General features: G+C 43.9%; 22 protein-coding genes. 11 read left to right on the top strand and 11 right to left on the bottom strand.

Going from position 1 to position 17,298, the window contains the following annotated elements:
* Positions 1 to 189: 189 nt before the first annotated feature.
* From flgE to ACTRWI_RS12135, 6 genes are all read right to left on the bottom strand, one after another.
* A complete protein-coding gene (gene flgE / locus ACTRWI_RS12160) occupies positions 190 to 1,494 on the bottom strand; it encodes a flagellar hook protein FlgE (RefSeq protein WP_499131697.1) in 1,305 nt (434 codons plus the stop codon).
* Between the two features lie 49 nt (positions 1,495 to 1,543).
* Positions 1,544 to 2,257, bottom strand: a complete 714-nt coding sequence (gene flgD / locus ACTRWI_RS12155) for a flagellar hook assembly protein FlgD (RefSeq protein ID WP_499131695.1) — start codon at positions 2,255 to 2,257, stop codon at positions 1,544 to 1,546.
* A gap of 17 nt (positions 2,258 to 2,274) precedes the next feature.
* A complete protein-coding gene (flgC, locus tag ACTRWI_RS12150) occupies positions 2,275 to 2,688 on the bottom strand; it encodes a flagellar basal body rod protein FlgC (protein WP_004739718.1) in 414 nt (137 codons plus the stop codon).
* Between the two features lie 4 nt (positions 2,689 to 2,692).
* Positions 2,693 to 3,088 (bottom strand): flagellar basal body rod protein FlgB, encoded by a 396-nt coding sequence (gene flgB, locus ACTRWI_RS12145; protein ID WP_004739719.1) that lies wholly within the window; start codon positions 3,086 to 3,088, stop codon positions 2,693 to 2,695.
* Positions 3,089 to 3,343: 255 nt separating this feature from the next.
* Positions 3,344 to 4,171, bottom strand: a complete 828-nt coding sequence (locus tag ACTRWI_RS12140) for a protein-glutamate O-methyltransferase (protein ID WP_499131692.1) — start codon at positions 4,169 to 4,171, stop codon at positions 3,344 to 3,346.
* Between the two features lie 11 nt (positions 4,172 to 4,182).
* Positions 4,183 to 5,109 (bottom strand): chemotaxis protein CheV, encoded by a 927-nt coding sequence (locus ACTRWI_RS12135; RefSeq protein ID WP_063524370.1) that lies wholly within the window; start codon positions 5,107 to 5,109, stop codon positions 4,183 to 4,185.
* A gap of 173 nt (positions 5,110 to 5,282) precedes the next feature.
* On the opposite strand from ACTRWI_RS12135, the gene flgA reads away from it, so the two are divergent.
* The 3 genes from flgA to ACTRWI_RS12120 all read left to right on the top strand — a co-directional run bounded on the left by flgA (position 5,283) and on the right by ACTRWI_RS12120 (position 6,913).
* Entirely contained in the window at positions 5,283 to 5,933 is a 651-nt protein-coding gene (gene flgA / locus ACTRWI_RS12130; protein WP_499131690.1) for a flagellar basal body P-ring formation chaperone FlgA, read from the top strand.
* Positions 5,934 to 6,109: 176 nt separating this feature from the next.
* Positions 6,110 to 6,427, top strand: coding sequence for a flagellar biosynthesis anti-sigma factor FlgM (gene flgM, locus ACTRWI_RS12125; RefSeq protein ID WP_499131688.1), 318 nt, complete (start codon positions 6,110 to 6,112; stop codon positions 6,425 to 6,427).
* A 60-nt stretch (positions 6,428 to 6,487) separates the two neighbouring features.
* Positions 6,488 to 6,913, top strand: coding sequence for a flagella synthesis protein FlgN (locus ACTRWI_RS12120; protein ID WP_499131686.1), 426 nt, complete (start codon positions 6,488 to 6,490; stop codon positions 6,911 to 6,913).
* A 250-nt stretch (positions 6,914 to 7,163) separates the two neighbouring features.
* On the opposite strand, the gene flgP is transcribed toward ACTRWI_RS12120, so the two are convergent.
* Together flgP and ACTRWI_RS12110 are read right to left on the bottom strand one after the other, a co-directional pair.
* Entirely contained in the window at positions 7,164 to 7,595 is a 432-nt protein-coding gene (flgP, locus tag ACTRWI_RS12115; RefSeq protein WP_499131685.1) for a flagellar assembly lipoprotein FlgP, read from the bottom strand.
* Between the two features lie 9 nt (positions 7,596 to 7,604).
* Positions 7,605 to 8,240 carry a FlgO family outer membrane protein gene (locus ACTRWI_RS12110; RefSeq protein ID WP_499131683.1) on the bottom strand — a complete coding sequence of 212 codons (636 nt, stop codon included), beginning with the start codon at positions 8,238 to 8,240 and terminating at the stop codon, positions 7,605 to 7,607.
* Positions 8,241 to 8,431: 191 nt separating this feature from the next.
* Here ACTRWI_RS12110 and ACTRWI_RS12105 point away from each other — a divergent pair, with 191 nt between their 5' ends.
* Complete coding sequence (locus ACTRWI_RS12105) at positions 8,432 to 9,565, top strand: flagellar assembly protein FlgT (protein WP_499131682.1); 1,134 nt, start codon at positions 8,432 to 8,434, stop codon at positions 9,563 to 9,565.
* A gap of 139 nt (positions 9,566 to 9,704) precedes the next feature.
* Positions 9,705 to 10,211, top strand: coding sequence for a hypothetical protein (locus ACTRWI_RS12100; protein WP_499131681.1), 507 nt, complete (start codon positions 9,705 to 9,707; stop codon positions 10,209 to 10,211).
* 123 nt (positions 10,212 to 10,334) lie between these two features.
* On the opposite strand, the gene ACTRWI_RS12095 is transcribed toward ACTRWI_RS12100, so the two are convergent.
* The 3 genes from ACTRWI_RS12095 to ACTRWI_RS12085 are packed head-to-tail and all read right to left on the bottom strand — an operon-like array spanning position 10,335 to position 12,671.
* Positions 10,335 to 11,576, bottom strand: a complete 1,242-nt coding sequence (locus tag ACTRWI_RS12095; protein WP_499131679.1) for an NAD(P)/FAD-dependent oxidoreductase — start codon at positions 11,574 to 11,576, stop codon at positions 10,335 to 10,337.
* A gap of 25 nt (positions 11,577 to 11,601) precedes the next feature.
* Entirely contained in the window at positions 11,602 to 12,207 is a 606-nt protein-coding gene (locus ACTRWI_RS12090; protein ID WP_499131678.1) for a methyltransferase, read from the bottom strand.
* Positions 12,204 to 12,671, bottom strand: coding sequence for a hypothetical protein (locus ACTRWI_RS12085; RefSeq protein WP_499131676.1), 468 nt, complete (start codon positions 12,669 to 12,671; stop codon positions 12,204 to 12,206). The genes ACTRWI_RS12090 and ACTRWI_RS12085 overlap by 4 nt, the downstream gene beginning before the upstream one ends.
* A 491-nt stretch (positions 12,672 to 13,162) precedes the next feature.
* Between ACTRWI_RS12085 and ACTRWI_RS12080 the strand changes: the two genes are divergently transcribed.
* The 6 genes from ACTRWI_RS12080 (at position 13,163) to ACTRWI_RS12055 (ending at position 17,267) form a co-directional block, all read left to right on the top strand.
* Entirely contained in the window at positions 13,163 to 13,909 is a 747-nt protein-coding gene (locus ACTRWI_RS12080) for a beta-ketoacyl synthase chain length factor (protein ID WP_499131674.1), read from the top strand.
* Complete coding sequence (locus ACTRWI_RS12075; protein ID WP_499131673.1) at positions 13,909 to 14,679, top strand: lysophospholipid acyltransferase family protein; 771 nt, start codon at positions 13,909 to 13,911, stop codon at positions 14,677 to 14,679. Before ACTRWI_RS12080 ends, ACTRWI_RS12075 begins: the two co-directional genes overlap by 1 nt.
* Positions 14,680 to 14,786: 107 nt before the next feature.
* Positions 14,787 to 15,047, top strand: coding sequence for a phosphopantetheine-binding protein (locus ACTRWI_RS12070; RefSeq protein ID WP_499131672.1), 261 nt, complete (start codon positions 14,787 to 14,789; stop codon positions 15,045 to 15,047).
* Positions 15,048 to 15,057: 10 nt separating this feature from the next.
* Positions 15,058 to 15,315: an acyl carrier protein gene (locus ACTRWI_RS12065; RefSeq protein WP_499131670.1), complete on the top strand. Its 258-nt coding sequence runs from the start codon at positions 15,058 to 15,060 to the stop codon at positions 15,313 to 15,315.
* Positions 15,315 to 15,872 (top strand): COG4648 family protein, encoded by a 558-nt coding sequence (locus ACTRWI_RS12060; RefSeq protein WP_499131669.1) that lies wholly within the window; start codon positions 15,315 to 15,317, stop codon positions 15,870 to 15,872. Before ACTRWI_RS12065 ends, ACTRWI_RS12060 begins: the two co-directional genes overlap by 1 nt.
* A 6-nt stretch (positions 15,873 to 15,878) precedes the next feature.
* Complete coding sequence (locus ACTRWI_RS12055) at positions 15,879 to 17,267, top strand: AMP-binding protein (protein WP_499131667.1); 1,389 nt, start codon at positions 15,879 to 15,881, stop codon at positions 17,265 to 17,267.
* Positions 17,268 to 17,298 lie beyond the last annotated feature (31 nt).

The raw sequence follows: 17,298 nt of genomic DNA, 5'->3' as shown, positions 1-17,298 counted from the left end.
CTGTTATTTATCAACAATTTAAATAAAAAACAAACAAGAAAGGTGATCACAAAAGGATCATTGAGGAAGAATTGTTGCCTGTAGCATTACCGGGCGGCAATAAGGGCGGCAAATAAAAAATCAAACGACAATACCCAATTCAATAACATTGAATTGGGTATTCGCAGATGATTCAAACGTTTGAAACGATTAACGAATCTGAAGAATATTCTGTTGTAGTTGGTTGTGTACTTCTAGAGAACGAGAGTTCGCTTGGAAGTTACGTTGAGCAGAAATCAAATCAACCAATTCTTGAGTCATATCGATGTTCGACTGCTCCAGAGAGCCATTGTTGATGCTACCAAATGAACCTTTGTTAGATTCACCCCAGATTTTGTCACCCGAGTCGTTAGTAGAATCCCACTGAGTACCGCCTTTCTTATCCAGACCTTGCTCGTTTGGTACGCGAACTAGGCCTACACGACCAAGCATCACGTTTTCACCATTTGAGTAAGTACCTAGAACACTGCCGTACTCATCGAAATCGACTTTGGTTAAGAAACCTGTTGTAGCACCATCTTCATCAAACTTAGTTAATTCAAACGGAGCCGCAAACTGGGTTGAAGAATCTAGACCAAACTTAAGCACTTGTGTTGGATCTGCACCATTCAGATCGACAGGGTTAGCGCCTGCACCTAGAGGTTCCGAGTTAATCGGTTGACCACTGTTTAGGCTTGCTAACGTACCGTCATTGTTGAACTTCATTGTGTGACCAACATGACCTTGAGCATTCGTTGCATCACCACCAGTGATGTTGAGTGGCTTCTCGCCAGTCTCATCAGACACAGTATAGTAAGTCTGCCAAGTGTTTGGTTGCGTTTGATCTTTGAGGTAGTAAGTCGTTAACTTGTAAGACTGACCCATAGAATCGTATACCGTCGAAGACGTTGCACGGTTATAGGTATCAGCATCTTTGAAGTTAAATGCAGCTGGATCTTTAAGATCACCGTTTGCAGGAAGGTTAACCCCTACTTCAATGTTTTCTGTCTGTTTTGGTTTACCAAATTCAGCTGGAATGTCGAGAGGCTTTGGCGCATAAGAAAGAACCTCACCCGAGTTTGGATCAACATCGTAACCTAAAAGAAACTCATCGTTAGCCGTAACCATGTAGTTGTCTTTATTTAGGTGAAATGCACCATTACGAGTTAGTTCGTTGATCTCCGGCACCATACGGTCTTTCGCTACCGCAAAGAAACCTGTACCACTTACGCGTAGATCCATTGGGTTATTTGTATAAATACTTGAACCTTCGTGGAACTGTTGCGCCACTTGGCTAGCTTGCGCACCACCACCTGACGTCGTTTTTGCGTTTGTGAACAACGAGTTTGAGTAAACATCACCAAACTCAGCACGAGACTCTTTAAAGCCAAATGTGTTTGCGTTCGCAATGTTGTTACTGGTTGTATTCAGGTCTAATTGTGCAGCGGATAGGCCGCTTAAAGCTACATATGACATTCCAATATTCTCCTAATCTATCTAGCTAGCATGTTCACTCACTCAGGAGCTACGCTTTACCAACTTCTAGTACTTCAGCAAGTCGTACTGGCGATGTAAAACCAGCCAGATTGAGTAGTACGTTGCCATCACCCTTACCAAGAAGCACACTGTTCACGTTCGCATAGCTGGAAACTTGGAACTCTGTGTTCTCGCCATCCAGTAAACCTGACGCTTTCACGTTGTATTTACCAGCCGGCAATGGGTTACCGTTTTCGTCTTTTCCGTCCCATTCAACACGTGTATCGCCTGCAGGTTTAGAGCCGATATCAAAAGTGCGAACTAACTGGCCCACTTCATTCTCAACACGGACCATAACGTTGTCCATCGCTTGAGGAAGCTTAACCATTGCCGCCATACCGCCATCACCTTGCTTTACACCTGCCGCACCAGGAACCAGTACATCACGACCAACCAAAGAGGAGGCCTGCAGTGCTTGGTTAGAGGTCATCGATGAGTTCAAGCTTTCAAACTGTGAATTCATTTTGCCGATGCCATCCACGGTCGCAAATGAAGCCATTTGCGCAATCATCTGGTCATTGCTAACCGGCTTAAAAGGGTCTTGCTGTGCTAATTGCTTAGTCAACAAAGATAAGAAATCTTCTTGCTTAAGATCCTGCTTACCTGTTGTTTCGTCGGGCTTCTTAGCGCCATCTTGAAGACTCTTCAGCTGGTCAACATAGGACAAGCCGCTTTGACCAACATTGTTGTTGATTCCAGCCATGTGCTACCTCCTTATCCTTATTGACCCATCTGCAGCGTACGCAGCAGCATTTGTTTACTCGAGTCAGCAACCTGTACGTTCGTTTGGTACGCACGTGATGCCGAAATCATGTTTGCCATCTCTTCCATAACGTTCACGTTTGACTTGTAGATGTAGCCTTCGTTGTTCGCTAATGGGTGGTCTGGGTTGTACTCCGCGCTCAGCGGCTTATCGCTTTCTACGATACCTAATACTTTCACAGGCACAGTGTGGTCACTATTGCGTGCTCGATTTAACTCAGCGCCGAACACTGCGTGGCGGGCTTTGTAAGTTTCTTTAGCAGAACTACTTACACTGTCTGCGTTTGCAAGGTTGCTTGAGGTCGTATTTAGACGAACAGATTCAGCACTCATCGCAGAACCAGTCACATTGAATACATTAAATAAGCTCATCTAATTATTCCCCTTTAATCGCTTTAGTTAAATTCTTGAACTTACTTCCTAGGAAGTCGAGAGAGGCTTGATGCCTAATTTGGTTTTGCATGAAAAGGTTTCTTTCCAAATCCAAATCAACCGTGTTGCCATCTCCTGTATCAGGCTGGGTAGGAATTCGATACTTCGTTTCCCCATTCACCGTCGTTTCGGCAGAAATGTGCCGACCGTCTGTGCGGCTAAGACCAATGCTTGCCCCAGAACTTGCCGCTTGCAGTGATTTCTTAAAGTCTAATCCCTTTGCTTTATACCCAGGCGTGTTTGCTTGCGCGATATTGGTGGAAAGCACCTCAGCGTTACGCTCACGTACACCAACAGTGTGCTGGTGAATGCCCAAAGCATTGTCAAAAGAAATAGCCATCTAAACCTCAACTCAAGAACTGACTGTTGTGAAATAATTAAAGCAATATATATACCAACTTTTAAAACAAAGTGGTCTATTTATGCTTTCACAGGTTACTCGTGGGTAAACTTGTAATATACAAGCCAAAAAATAGAGTAAATTGGAATGTCACTCTGACTTAAAGATATAGGCTAAGCAGGAAAAAGAAAACCCAGCACTTGGCTGGGTTTTGAAATTGTTTAGTAACGTCACACCTTATTTAGGTGGCGGCAATCACTTCAATTTGTATATGATACCTGGGTTACAACGAACCATTTCAAAGCGGTCGGTTAAACCAGTTAACGACTCAGACGCACCCAGAAGCAAATATCCCCCCGGGTTCAGGCTGTTCGCCATTTGGTTAAGCACTTTAGATTTCATCTCTGGAGAGAAATAAATCAGTACATTACGACAGAAAATAATGTCGAATTTACCTAGCAGAGCGTAACTGTCCATCAGGTTTTGAGGACGGAAGTTCACCATGCGCTTAACGTTGTCTTTCACTTTCATGCGGCCATCGCTTGCATCCTCAAAGAAAGTACGGCGACGCTCTGGAGAAAGACCACGACCTAAAGCAAGATTGTCATACGCGCCAGTGCGGCACATATCTAACATGCTTGCAGAGATATCCGTTGCGGTGATCGATACATTTGGCAACATACCTGGCTTACGAGCTTGAGTTTCAAGCACCGTCATTGCCATTGAGTATGGTTCTTGGCCTGAAGAACTTGCCGCAGACCAAATCTTAATAGGACGTTTATTTGCCGCTATCTCCGGTAGAAGTTTATCCGCAAGCACAGCAAACGGGTAAGTATCTCGGAACCAAAGTGTCTCGTTCGTCGTCATAGCATCCACTGCTGCCACTCTCAACTCACGGTTTCGGCCCGTCACGACATCTCTCAATAAATCAGACAGCGAAGCTAGGTTAAACTTTGCCACTAATGGGCTTAGGCGGCTGCGCACTAAGTACTGTTTGCTGTCACCTAATACAATGCCACATTGAGATTCTAAGAAACGGCTGAAATCGCGATACTCTTGATCACTTATTGTTATAGCAGTCATTAATGTCTCTTTTAGTTAGTTAAAGCAGCTTTAACGGCTGCACCAAGCTCATCAGGGTTGAATTTAGCAATGAAGGAGTTCGCTCCCACACGCTCAACCATGGCTTGGTTAAATACACCACTCAATGATGAGTGTAAAATTACGTATAAATCTTTTAGCTCAGCGTGACGGCGAATCTCAGCAGTCAGCGTATAGCCATCCATCTCTGGCATTTCGATATCCGAGATCACCAATGAGATCTGATCGTAAATGCAGCCCTCTGCTGACATCTGCATCAGTTTTTCGTAGGCTTCTTTGCCATCTTTAACGGCAATCACTTCAAAACCAATCGACTCAATAGCGCGTTGAACCTGTTTACGTGCAACAGTTGAGTCATCAGCAATCAAGATACGGCGAACGAGTTCTTTTTCTTGTTCTACTTCTGCGATTTCTTCAGCGATCTTGCTGTCCATCGTTTCATCAACAGGCGAAATTTCAGCTAGGATTTTTTCAACATCAAGAATTTCAACTAATTCATTGTCGATGTTAGTTACCGCTGTTAAGTAGTTCGCTTTACCAGCGCCATCTGGCGGCGGGAGAATCGATTCCCAGTGCATGTTAATAATGCGCTCAACGGAACTGACCAAGAAACCTTGGATGGTTCGGTTAAACTCAGAGATAACTACAAAACACTTTTCAACATCCGTTGTCGGACGGCCACCAATCGCTAAGCTCAAGTCAATCACAGAGATCGTTTGACCACGAATGTGTGCGACACCTTTAACCAGTGGGTTTAAATTTGGCATCTTCGTCAACTTAGGGCATTGAAGCACTTCCTTTACTTTGAAGACATTAATGCCGTAACGCTGGCGCCCCATTAGGCGAAAGGTTAGTAATTCTAATCGGTTTTGACCGACGAGTTGCGTACGCTGATTCACCGAATCAAGAATACCCGTCATGAGCTCATCTCCATATCAAACTTTTTTGTATAAAAAGTGTTAGTCTACTGCAGGCTACGAACCACCAGAGAAACGGAATGACGTATTATAAAACAAATTTGCCACCTCTTTCCATAGCAATGTGTAGAGCTACTTTTAAAACTGTCGCTAAGTTTATCGGCATTTTATCAATATTGTTTAGTTTTTTTGTACATGCTGCGACCCCAGAACAAATTGAGATGATTCAGTCTGCGGCAGAGCAGCACATCCTTGATACGGTTGAACAACCTCTAGGTGGCGAACTCCTTGTAAATTCAGCAAATATTGATTCAAGAATCAAAGCGACAGACTGCCCTATTCCTTTGGATACCAGTGCCTCAACCACCACTAACACCCGCAGCAGTATTACGGTTTTAGTTCAATGTGTTCCTGATGAGTGGCGAGTTTATGTACCAGTAAGACTCTCTATGTCAGTGCCCCTCGTCACGACCACACGCGCACTCGTAAGAGGCGAAGTCGTCGGACAATACGACGTAACCACTGCGATGATTTCTCTTAACAAATTTCGTCGCCAAGGCTTCACTGCTCCAGAGCAAGTTATCGGAGCCAAGGTAAAAAAGACCCTAAGGCCGGGTGACGTTGTCGAAAGAGGTGATATTTGTGTCGTATGTCGAAACGAGAAGGTTATCATACAGGCGGTAAAAGGTGGCATGACCATTACCACTAAAGGCACAGCGCTAACTGATGGCTCTATGGGTGATCAAGTAAGAGTGAAAAATGATAAATCGCAGCGTATAATCGAAGGTATTGTTACCAACATGTCTGAAGTCACGGTTTACTTTTAACTTTCTACTTCTCAATTGGCGGTACCGTTAGCATTTTGCTCTCGCTCTAGTACTGAAATACGTTGCTTCAGTGTTTCGTCCCTTTTCGACTAAAGAGCGAAAAATTGCTAAAGTAATTGAACCCTTGGTCGATATTGACTGTACAGGTTCCCATTTTTGAAGAAAAAGGCTTAACTATGGCAGGCATTGATAACATTCGTTCAGGGCAAACCCTAACGACCACCAACCGATCAGCAGTCCGCTCTGATTCTAGTCCTGAGTCATCACGTTCTGATGTATCAACTAAATCACCGGCGAGCAAAGACGCGGTGTCACTTAGCCAACAAGGCAAAGCAATAGGTCAACTTCACCAAGACATGGCAGCAAATCCAAGCTTTGATTCGGTAAAAGTTGCAGCAATCAAAGAAGCGATAGCGAACGGTTCATATACAGTTGACCCAGAAAAGCTGGCCGACAATATGATCAAGTTCGAAAACGAATTAAAAGGTCTTTAAGCACTCCCTTCATTTGAGTGGTTAACTTAAAGCACACGAGGTTATTGATAGGTTTACGTTATGGCGGCACTAGCAGATTTAGTTAATTTCCAACTTCAAAATGCCAAAGCCTTATCTGAATTATTAAGTTCAGAGAAAACCGCTATTACGAGCCGACAGTCAACGGATATTGAGCGAATTGCCAAGGAAAAAGTGGTCCTTGTCGAACAGCTAAGAGCAACCGATCAACGCATCGCTGCCCATAGCAATATCTCAGAACTGACCGAGAATCCGGAACTTGCTCAGTTAGTCTCAACCATCAAGTCTATTGTGCACGATTGTCATCAAGCGAACCTGGTGAATGGCGAAGCCCTAAATCGAGCACACCTCAGCTTCAAAAAACTCAGCAACATGATGCAACAAAGCCACGGCAAGATTGGCATGACTTACAACGCCGGCGGTCAAACGCACACTATTTCAACGCTGGGAACCAACGTAAAAGCCTAGTCAAGGTACCGCTTCAACAACACTATTAGTCCTTTCCTACTTGTTTCTGTATCTGTTTTGTATCTCAGACTATCTATATTCCGACTCCAATCAAAAGACACGCTCCCGAAAGTACACCCATAACCACGATATACAATAAAGCGGCAAGTATTTTCATACTTGCCGCTTTCTCATTCATATGAAAATCTAGTTGCCGATACGCCATCTGGAAAACGACTGGCAACCAATATCATTCATTTCTTCACAGATACTAGAACAGTGTTTGCTGTCTCTTCTCTGGTACCGCTTGAACTTCACCGTAGTTACGTAGTTGATCCATCTTGCGAATATCCAACTGAAGCTCGGTCACGTAGCTATCGCCTACTGGGTAGCTACGCACGACTTCTGCACCGCGGATAACACCATCAACCGCACCTGATGTGCGCTCTGTACCAAGGCGTTGATCTTCAAGTTCAGCACGGCCGCTGACTCGCATACCATAAACTTGTTCCGCAAGTTCGCGATAAGCATCAATCTTAGAGGCTCTCATCGCACGGATACGTTTCTCTTCGTCGTTGCGACCTTTTTGTTCACTGATACTCGCGTAGCCAACGGCAACTAAGAAATCGTTTGGTCTCATGCTCTGTAGTGGCTGACAGCCAACAAGCAATAAAGCGGCAACTACAAACATTAACTTCTTCATCTCGAACTCCTAAGGGCGAAGAATAACAGTGTAGGGCTGGGTGATCGTTGGGTCAGAACGAATGATCACACCATCTTGAGTTCGAATACTGTTCAGAGTATCAAGGTCACGACCAATACGGTCTGCCGGTAAGAAGCCTTGTGCTGAAGCCACGACAATACGAGTTTGCATGCCCACAACTCGAGCATTCACGAGTACACCACCCTCTTGGCGCAGCATAGTACCTGTTAGCACGTATTGAACGTCTTGCTCTTGAGCTAAATCTTTCCAGTCACGGCTTATCGCAAAGTCACCTTGATGAGTTACCTGAATAGAACCCGTAGTTTTAAAATCAACCACCTTGAAGCCACGACGCTGAAACTGGTGAATGAAACCTTCTGATACCGAGTTGCCAAGCCAGTTTGTTGTGTCCATGTGTTGCAGGTCAACAAACGAGGTGATCGCAATAGGCGTTCTTGCTGAGATACTGGTATTCGACACGATCAAGTCTTCGGTCATGCTTTCTACGAAGAAATCCATTGTGTGGCGAGGGCTGTCCATCAGCATAAACTGACTGCCTGGGTACTCAGTCTTACCGTTATAGATCGGCGAATAAGCGCATGATGTCAGTAACATGACACTCATTACTATGAGCCATTTTTTCATTATCAATCTCCAGATAGTTATAGTGCGACCTGTTCTAATATGTTCTCACCATTATTCGTTTCAATGGATTACAATGTTGGAACAGTCTTTGCTTCTCATTAATGATTCAGATTAAGAAAAACGCACTCAAGTCAGCTTCAAGCTTATAGTTATTTATTAAGCAATATTTATACCCAACTGGTAACGAATAGATGAAAAAAATAATTTCTTACTTATTTTCAATAGGTTCACTGATAATCACAAGTTTCAGTGCTCATGCCTCATGGTATGAAGTTACCGGTATAGCAACCATCGTATCGTCAGAAGAAACGGCAAGGATCCACGCTCTGGAAGACGCGGTGTATAAGGCTATCCAGTTCTCAGGGGCAGACATCGGCAGTATTGCGAACCTAACGCCTTATTTAGATGGCAAGAAAAAGGAATACCAATTTACTAACCACGAAGTACGCTACATCTTGGTTGATAAAGAGAAGAAGCGCGGTGGCAATTTAATGATCACCGCAAGGATCGACATCTACCCTTCGGCAAATGCTTGCCATGAAAGACAATACAAGAAAACCTTCTTGGTGGGTAATATCGATGTCACCTCTCCACAACAAGCCGTAATGGGCAGAATCTACAACATCGGTGACGACTTCAGCCATGTGGTTGATAAACAGCTAGCCAAAGAGTCTCGCAGCTTCGTTTCTGTTGGCACTACCAACTACGAAATCGATAAACGCCGACCAGAGGTCATCAAGATGATCGCGCAGGATACTGGCGCACAATACATAATCGGTGGTGAGATTACTGACTTAACGGCAACCATCGAATCTAAGCTTTTAAAAGATGACATCATCAACCGTCAGTTTGCGTTAGAGATGCAAGTCTTCGATGGTAAGACGGGACACCAGATCTACACACGTAGCTATCGTGAGGTAGCAAAGTGGCCATTTGCTAAAACCAGTGAAGTTGACACTCGTAGTGCTCGTTTTTGGACATCGACCTACGGCAGTATGATGCTTCGTGTGAGCCGTAATATCATGTTGGACTTAGAATCTGAAGTCTCTTGTAAGATCACGCTTCCAGAAGTTGCGGCCGTATTCGGTAATACAGTGACCATTGATTTGGGCCGAATGCATGGCGTACAACAAGGTGACAAACTGCAGCTATGGCACACAGGTTCATTTATCGACCAACGAGGTCTACCGCGCAATAAAGTCTCGCAAAGCGATATCACACTGACCGTTTCTCGCGTCTACGAGAACGAAGCAGAACTTACGATTGATCAGCCAAGCCTAGCGGGAAGCATTCAAATTGGTGATGTGATGCAGAAAATCATGTAGTTAGCCGCACTCTAAACTCATAGTTTCTAATAAAGCCTTAGCCCCCCTGCTAAGGCTTCAATTTTTTCATGGGTATTAGTTTCGGTTTCTACGTATTTGTCGTAATCTTACTAATAACATAATCATCATTTAGCAAGCTATGAGTCAGAATAATCTAATTGGTGCTACCGGCTATCGCTTTATTTCGAAAGGTAAGACCGCTTTTAAGATCCACATCCACACACCAGAAGACACGGTACTGCATCGGTCTGTTGGTTTTGTGCGCATGGGTGAAGAGAAAGCGCTTAAAAAAACCATCAAATTAAGAGACGAGCTGGGTAAAGAGCTTTGGGGTAAGTTTTGGAAGAAGGTTCTAAAGGAGCCCTACCTAATGACGCGCCTGCCACATAGTTTAGAGCCTAAGATTGTATTCAAACCAAACCCTACACAAAGTGACCCTGAACATCGTGATGAGTGTTATATCGCGAAATGGCGTGTGTTCTCTGATAACGGCGATTACAAATACAAAACCAAGGTCTGCTCTATAAGAAAGCACGGTAGACTGGCCGCTTACAGCCAAACTAAGCGCGCACTACTTAATGCTCACAAAGATGTGATTGATTTACTCATATTCATGGGACGCTTAAACAGCATCGACCTCAAGTAACCACAGAATGGACAAAACCAATCCCTATGAACGAATACAAAAACAGCCGCAAGTGCGGCTGTTTTTATTTCTAGAATCGTCATCTTAGCGCTTTGGAATATTGTCACGTACCAAGTAGATGACCTAGCTTCGGCAGATCTCTGCCAGCGTCGTTAAGCGGCGTTTTGAGTCTTTAACATAAGGATTGGTTTGATCCCATGCGTAGCCCGCTAAAATCGAGCACACCATTTGTTTAATCTTAGAGTTAGGATCTTGATAGAAAATCACATCCTGCAAAGTACCGGAATACCACCCCTCAACATACGTTCTGAAGGTGTTTACACCGACCATCAATGGATCGGCATACTCACGCTCCCAATCGACCTTCTCGCCGTTAAGCTGCTTTTCCACACACTCAACCGCAAACTGTGCCGACTTCATCGCAATCGTAACACCTGATGAGAACACAGGATCAAGAAACTCACCAGCATTACCCAGTAGTGCGTATTTGTCAGTTGCAAGATGCTTCACGTTAGCAGAATAACCACCGATTTCACCCGCAGGGTTTGGGTACTCAGCGTTTGCAAGTATTTCGGCCAACCCCGGCTCTTCCATTGCCAACTGCTTAATCGCGGTAATCTTATCCTCAGGGTAAGATTCAAAGAACTTAGGTTCGCCTACTACACCAAATGAAGAAACACCGTTGCTAAACGGGATCAACCAATACCAAACATCTGGGTAAGTTGGGTGCACAGAGATTAGAATTTTGTTTCGGTCATAATCTAGTTCAGTATCCACCTCTGCAATATGATCGTTTATATGTGTGAAAATCGCTTTACGAGGTGGAAGTGATGATTGCTCTTCCAGATCAAGCATCTTCGGCAGTACTCGACCAAAACCACTGCCATCCAAAACGTACTGTGCTTCTAGCTGATAGCTTTCTCCATCAAGCACTTGAACATCTAAAATAGTGCTGTCGTCGGTAAAATTAATGCCCGTCAACTCATGCTGGTAATCAATAGTGACACCTTGTGCCTCAGCAGTATCTGCAAGCACCTTATCAAAAGCACCACGTTGAACCTGAAACGTGGTTCCCGGCCCAGTAGAGAACTTATCTTCAAAATTGAACGCGGTGTACACACCATGTTTACGAAATGCTGCGCCATCTTTGTACTGGAAATTGGCCTTGGTCACCGCATCCGTCATGCCAGCTTGTTCAATCACTTCCATGCAAGCGGGTAATAGGCTTTCACCAATTGAGAAACGAGGGAATACGCTCTTTTCGATTACTCGAACATCGATGCCTTTTTTATGTAATAAAGAAGCGGCAATTGACCCTGATGGCCCAGCTCCGATGATCACTACTTGAGTAGACAGTTTTTTCATTAATTTAAGCCATGTTGGTTATGTGTTATTGCGCGCTAGCTTTCAATTCAAGAAGCGTATGACCAAGACCGATATCATCGGTGCGAGTCACCACTTCAAAGCCAGCTTCTTCAACTATATCTAAGAAATCTTCACTGCGGTAAAAACGACTGTTGCCGTTTACCAGGCACGTAAAGTAAAGCGAAGTCGCGTTTAGGCTATAAGAAGCCGAATCATATTTCTGTGCATCCCAAAACAATTCAAAGATAAAAACGGTCGCTTCTTCTGACATCTGAGAGCGGACACGCTTTAAGATGCTAAGAATTTCCATTGGCGAGAAGCAATCAAGGAACTGACTCATCCACCAAACATCCGCGCCAGTTAGCAACGCTTGTTGCTTATCTAGCATGTTTGCAGGGAAAGGCGTCACTCTGTTTTGATGGCCATGTTGCTTAGCGTTAGCCATTGCCATTTCTAACTGCTGTGGCAAGTCAACAATCGAGACTTCAACATCAGAGCCATGGTTGCAACACTGCATTGCCCACTTACCTGTATTGCCGCCAATATCCACCAGCGATTTAGGTTTCTTGCTGAAAACCTTATCAAGCAAAACTGGGAATGAGCGTTCAGAGTAGAAGTGGTCAAACTTCAAACAGCTCTCTTCGCTTTTTCAGGCAATTGAGACAAGCCTTGGTAGATTGTCTCCCAATTCCCTAGCTCCTTCAAACCAGCAGGAGTGCCCTCCTCAATTGCTTCAGTGAGATGCATCATCGCGGCATAACAAACATCGGCTGTGAAATCCATGTTTGCGTTAGTCATGCCGCCATGCAACAGATAGAAACCGAGGTTGGCTATCTTATAGTTAGGTTTTTCCCAAGCAACAATATGAGCGCTAAGCGCCATATCCAGTAACACTTTCACACCATATTCAGAGACACCTGTTATTTCTGAAATAGTCTCAGCTGATAAGCCATCGCTCCCCGCATCGTCGAGCGCTTTTAAAATACCTAAATCACCAAGTGTACGAGCAGTATGAAAAACAATAGGAGCAAAAGATAGTTTCTGTGCTTCTGTTTTTGCTTCTAATACATTGAATGGATCTAATGTATATTCCAACACGAAAAACCTAACTAAAAATAATAGAGGGTTACTCAGCAGACATTTGTGCAAGCTTACGTTTAATATCAACGTTTAAGTTATTAACCCAGTGGTTGTAACTACGGTGTATTTCAACATCGTCATACTTCAAATTCTCTGATTCAACTTAAAGAATAGAGTAAAATTTGTCGTTATACGGAATATCAACCACAGCGTGATGTGAACGAACATACAATTCAGCACGGATCAAGCCAGGTTTAATTTTAGAAACTCACCAGCCTCGATTTTCAGCAGATTCATAAATAGCTGATTTCACCTGTTTACTTTGAAGATTATGTGCAACTGGAGTATCCTCAACATTCATTACAGGCTGACACGTCCACACCCTGTAAGAACAAATATGAATAACATTGAAACAGCTATTTTTGTAATTTCATTTAAAGTCCTTACCTGTGTTTATTTATAAGCACGCGTAGTATTTAGTTAGACCCAAAGCAAATCAATACCCTATGTCAAATCAATCCCAATTAATGTCGTTTAATATTGAGAAATGGTCTGCAAACTCAGCTGGTCTCAATTCTGATGCCGAGTGGCAAGCCTGGAGCACTAATTTAGATTGGCCGCAAGATGGCTCAACTGAATTTAAAGCGATCCCACCGATGATGCGCCGCCGAATGAGCCTACAAAGTAAATTGGCTGTTCAAACTGCATTGACACTCTTAAAAGACAACTCGATTGATTATTTGGTTTTTGCCAGTCGACATGGTGAAATGCACCGAACCGCAACCTTGATCCAGTCGATATTGGAAGGTGACGATGCCTCGCCAATGGCATTTTCACAATCCGTGCATAACACAGCAGCAGGGTTAACTACCATCGCAGCGAAAGCACCAATCCCTCTGACCTCTATCGCGGCCGGACAAGATACTTTCCACAACGCTTTGATTGAAGCCTATCTTTACCTAAATCAATATCCATCGCACCGTGTGTTAGTTATCGATTTCGACCAACCTTTGCCTGAGCTCTATCAAGAGTTCGAAGCTCAGAGTTATGCCGACTATGCGCTGGGTTTAGTACTCACCTCCGGAAGTGATTACTCAGTATTAAGAGCAATAACTAACGAAAACTCAGCCACTCCTTTACCACAAGGCTTGCTGGCACTACAAAACATCCTTCTAGGTTCACAGAGCTGGACCGTAACAGGTAAGCATCAAGATTGGACTTGGATAAACAACGCGAAAGCCGGAGAACTATAATGAGCAAGGTCGACCAGTATTGGCGAATATTCGCGACAGGCCTCTGCTTTACCATCTTCGGCTTGGGAGGCCTAATTCTCAGCTTCTTGATCTTGCCATCTATCGCACTCTTCACTCCTAACACCATTCAGCGAGAGCTCCGGGCTCAACGATTGATTCGCTTCTCATTCAATGCCTTCTGCCAGATCATGAAATTCACAGGTGCAATAGATTATCGAATTGATGGCGCAGAACTACTGCGAGAAGATCGCAACTGCATCATCGTCGCCAATCACCCAAGCTTGATAGACTACGTGCTAATTGCCTCTCAACTTCCTCAGTGTGATTGCCTCGTTAAAGCAGCGATTTGGGAAAACCCATTTATGAAAAGGATCGTCAAAGCCGCTGGTTATATTCCTAACCAAGCACCTGACGATCTTTTAGAACGCTGTGAAGAGCGCTTTTCGCGCGGTAATGTGCTACTAGTTTTTCCCGAAGGAACTCGCACTATGACCGGAATTGAACCATCCTTACAACGTGGTGCAGCGCAAATCGCAACCCGAACACAAACTGATTTACGGGTGATTCATATTACGGTTTCTCCGACATTCTTAACGAAAGAAAAAAAATGGTTTCAAGTTCCTGTGACGAAGCCCTTTTTTCATGTCGCGGTGAAAGGTAAAATAGAAGTCGCACCATTTATTGAAAGCTCAAATAATTTAACTTCGGCAGCAAGGCGCCTTAATCATCATCTTGCACAAACAATTTTCCCTTCCGAAGACAACATCTAGCGTATCAATAACATCACAGGCGATATCGGCATTTCGAAAATACCTCATATAATGTAGAATCGCCCCCCCTTAGAGCAGCATTTAGACAAAGCATTAAGTAGGTCAAAGTGGAAACATTACACAACGAACTGAAACAACTGATCATCGACGCACTAAATCTTGAAGACATGAGCATTGATGAGATTGAAACGGAAGCTCCACTGTTTGGTGATGGATTAGGGCTAGATTCTATTGATGCACTAGAGCTTGGCCTTGCTATCAAGAAGAAGTACAACATCGTTATTGATGCTGACGATTCAAACACTCGCGAGCATTTTGCATCGGTTGCAAATCTAGCAAACTACATCTCATCTCAAACGAGCAACTAGACAGATCTTTATGACACAAGCTAACCAACAAGAAGTATACAAGCAGGTTAAAGATGCGCTGATTGAGCTGTTCGAGCTTGATGCTGAAGATATCACTCCGGAAGCTCATCTCTATCTTGATCTAGACCTAGACAGCATTGATGCGGTTGATTTGGTCGTTCACCTACAGAACGTAACAGGTAACAAGATCAAGCCTGAAGAGTTCAAAGCAGTGCGCACCGTTAATGACGTTGTAGAGTCTGTGGTTGAACTATTGAAGGACGCATAATGCGTCCTCTGCTGACTTTGCTGTCGGCAATCATACTTTTCACTTACCCAATAGCGGTTTACTTTGGACTCAACAAGTTTGGTCTACAAACCGTGGGGGTCGCCTTAGCCGTCATCTTTGCTGTGCGCATTTTTACTGGCGGTCAGGCTAAAATTAAAGAGCTAAAACACCTAGCTTGGAGCAGTGGAAGTGCTGGTATTGTTCTGCTGACATTAGGTTTAGTCTTTAAGCAGCATGGCTGGCTAACCTATTATCCTGTTATCGTTAATATTTGTATGCTGGCTGTCTTTGCTTCAAGCCTGTGGCAACCACAAACGATCATAGAACGTCTTGCTCGCCTTCAAGAACCTGAGCTTCCACAAAGTGGCATTGATTACACAAGAAAAGTCACCAAAGTCTGGTGCTTGTTCTTTGTTATCAATGGCTCTATCGCCCTTTATACCTGCTTCCAACCATTAGAAGTATGGACCTTATATAATGGCTTACTCAGCTATGTGTTTGCTGGGGTGCTCTTTGCTGGGGAGTGGATAGTGAGACAACGCATTCGTCAGAGTTAAATTGTTATGATCCAAACCGTACCTTACACCTCACTGTCTGAGCTTCTCACTCAAAACCGAGAACCCGAATATATTGTCTGCTTTGATGACAATAGCGAGATTACGTGGCAAACCTTTAACGACGACTTATCGAAACTCGTATGGCAATTGAGCTCATCGGCTGTTCAACGAGTCGCGATTTGTACTCAAGACAGCTATCTGTTCTCAGTGGCGTTCTTAGCATCTGCAGCTGCTAACAAACACATTATTTTACCAGGCAACTATCAACCTTGTGCAGTTGCCGAGCTAAGTGAACATTTTGATTGCTTGTTAGTTGATGATTCAATTGACGTAGTTGAGGTGGCTGACGTTCGTAATATTCAAGCCTTATTGAATTCAAGCACTGAAGTAGAAACACCTCAGTCCAATAGTTTACCGGCCATTGATTTGGCAGCCACCCATTTGACCCTGTTCACTTCAGGTTCAAGCGGTACGCCAAAAGCGATAAATAAAACGCTAGAGCTCCTAGATATTGAGACCGAACAGTTACACAAAAACTGGGGCACGCTGCTCAAAGGCAACCAAGTTCAAAGCACGGTTTCGCATCAACATATCTATGGTTTGCTCTTTAGAGTCATATGGCCACTCTGCTCTGGTATTCCGTTTACTCGTAATAACCTAGAATACCCTGAACAAATTCTGTCTCATGCCAATAAAAACTGTGTGCTGATCAGCAGCCCTGCACTACTGAAGCGATTAAAGCATGAGACCAACAAGGTACAACTTGCAGTAGTCTTCTCTTCAGGTGGTCCACTGCCTACCGAGTCGGCTCATCAGTCGCGTGATTTGCTAGGGCATTTACCAATAGAGGTATTTGGCAGCACAGAGACCGGTGGCATCGCCTTCCGCCAACAAGAAAGCGCTCAAACACCTTGGCAGCTTTTTGATTGTATTGAGGCTAGTCTCAACAGTGAGAATTGCATTAAGTTATTGTCGCCGTATATCGATAAGAACAACTGGTATCAAACCGCCGACGAGTGCGAAATGGTCTCAGATAATCAATTCATATTGAAAGGTCGAACGGACCGGGTGATTAAGATTGAAGAGAAACGAGTATCACTGGTTGAAGTAGAAAAGCGCCTTGAGCAACTACCTTGGATAAACGAGTGTGTGGTGATTCCATTTGAAGAGCCAGAGCGCCTCATCCTAGCCTCGGTTTTGGTATTATCAGATGAAGGCCACGCTACTCTATTGACAATGAGTAAAGGTAAATTCTGGTTGATGCTACGCACAGAACTCAGAAAGTGGTTAGAGCCAATCGCTATCCCAAGAAAATTTCGTATTGTTGATGAGATTCCTCTCAACAGCCAAGGTAAGCGGTTAACGTCTCACATAGAGCAGCTAATAAAATCATAGTAACCGTGATCGTATTTTATACTGAGATTAT

It is taken from the genome of Pseudoalteromonas sp. G5_S1_14_S5, from assembly GCF_054968605.1.
This window is presented reverse-complemented; position numbering and strand designations above follow the sequence as displayed.

Excerpts from the sequence above, each read along its gene's own strand:
- flgE (WP_499131697.1), bottom strand. The coding sequence starts at position 1,494 with ATGTCATATGTAGCTTTAAGCGGCCTATCCGCTGCACAATTAGACCTG.
- flgD (WP_499131695.1), bottom strand. The coding sequence starts at position 2,257 with ATGGCTGGAATCAACAACAATGTTGGTCAAAGCGGCTTGTCCTATGTT.
- flgC (WP_004739718.1), bottom strand. The coding sequence starts at position 2,688 with ATGAGCTTATTTAATGTATTCAATGTGACTGGTTCTGCGATGAGTGCT.
- flgB (WP_004739719.1), bottom strand. The coding sequence starts at position 3,088 with ATGGCTATTTCTTTTGACAATGCTTTGGGCATTCACCAGCACACTGTT.
- ACTRWI_RS12140 (WP_499131692.1), bottom strand. The coding sequence starts at position 4,171 with ATGACTGCTATAACAATAAGTGATCAAGAGTATCGCGATTTCAGCCGT.
- ACTRWI_RS12135 (WP_063524370.1), bottom strand. The coding sequence starts at position 5,109 with ATGACGGGTATTCTTGATTCGGTGAATCAGCGTACGCAACTCGTCGGT.
- flgM (WP_499131688.1), top strand. The coding sequence starts at position 6,110 with ATGGCAGGCATTGATAACATTCGTTCAGGGCAAACCCTAACGACCACC.
- ACTRWI_RS12120 (WP_499131686.1), top strand. The coding sequence starts at position 6,488 with ATGGCGGCACTAGCAGATTTAGTTAATTTCCAACTTCAAAATGCCAAA.
- flgP (WP_499131685.1), bottom strand. The coding sequence starts at position 7,595 with ATGAAGAAGTTAATGTTTGTAGTTGCCGCTTTATTGCTTGTTGGCTGT.
- ACTRWI_RS12110 (WP_499131683.1), bottom strand. The coding sequence starts at position 8,240 with ATGAAAAAATGGCTCATAGTAATGAGTGTCATGTTACTGACATCATGC.
- ACTRWI_RS12105 (WP_499131682.1), top strand. The coding sequence starts at position 8,432 with ATGAAAAAAATAATTTCTTACTTATTTTCAATAGGTTCACTGATAATC.
- ACTRWI_RS12100 (WP_499131681.1), top strand. The coding sequence starts at position 9,705 with ATGAGTCAGAATAATCTAATTGGTGCTACCGGCTATCGCTTTATTTCG.
- ACTRWI_RS12095 (WP_499131679.1), bottom strand. The coding sequence starts at position 11,576 with ATGAAAAAACTGTCTACTCAAGTAGTGATCATCGGAGCTGGGCCATCA.
- ACTRWI_RS12080 (WP_499131674.1), top strand. The coding sequence starts at position 13,163 with ATGTCAAATCAATCCCAATTAATGTCGTTTAATATTGAGAAATGGTCT.
- ACTRWI_RS12075 (WP_499131673.1), top strand. The coding sequence starts at position 13,909 with ATGAGCAAGGTCGACCAGTATTGGCGAATATTCGCGACAGGCCTCTGC.
- ACTRWI_RS12065 (WP_499131670.1), top strand. The coding sequence starts at position 15,058 with ATGACACAAGCTAACCAACAAGAAGTATACAAGCAGGTTAAAGATGCG.
- ACTRWI_RS12060 (WP_499131669.1), top strand. The coding sequence starts at position 15,315 with ATGCGTCCTCTGCTGACTTTGCTGTCGGCAATCATACTTTTCACTTAC.
- ACTRWI_RS12055 (WP_499131667.1), top strand. The coding sequence starts at position 15,879 with ATGATCCAAACCGTACCTTACACCTCACTGTCTGAGCTTCTCACTCAA.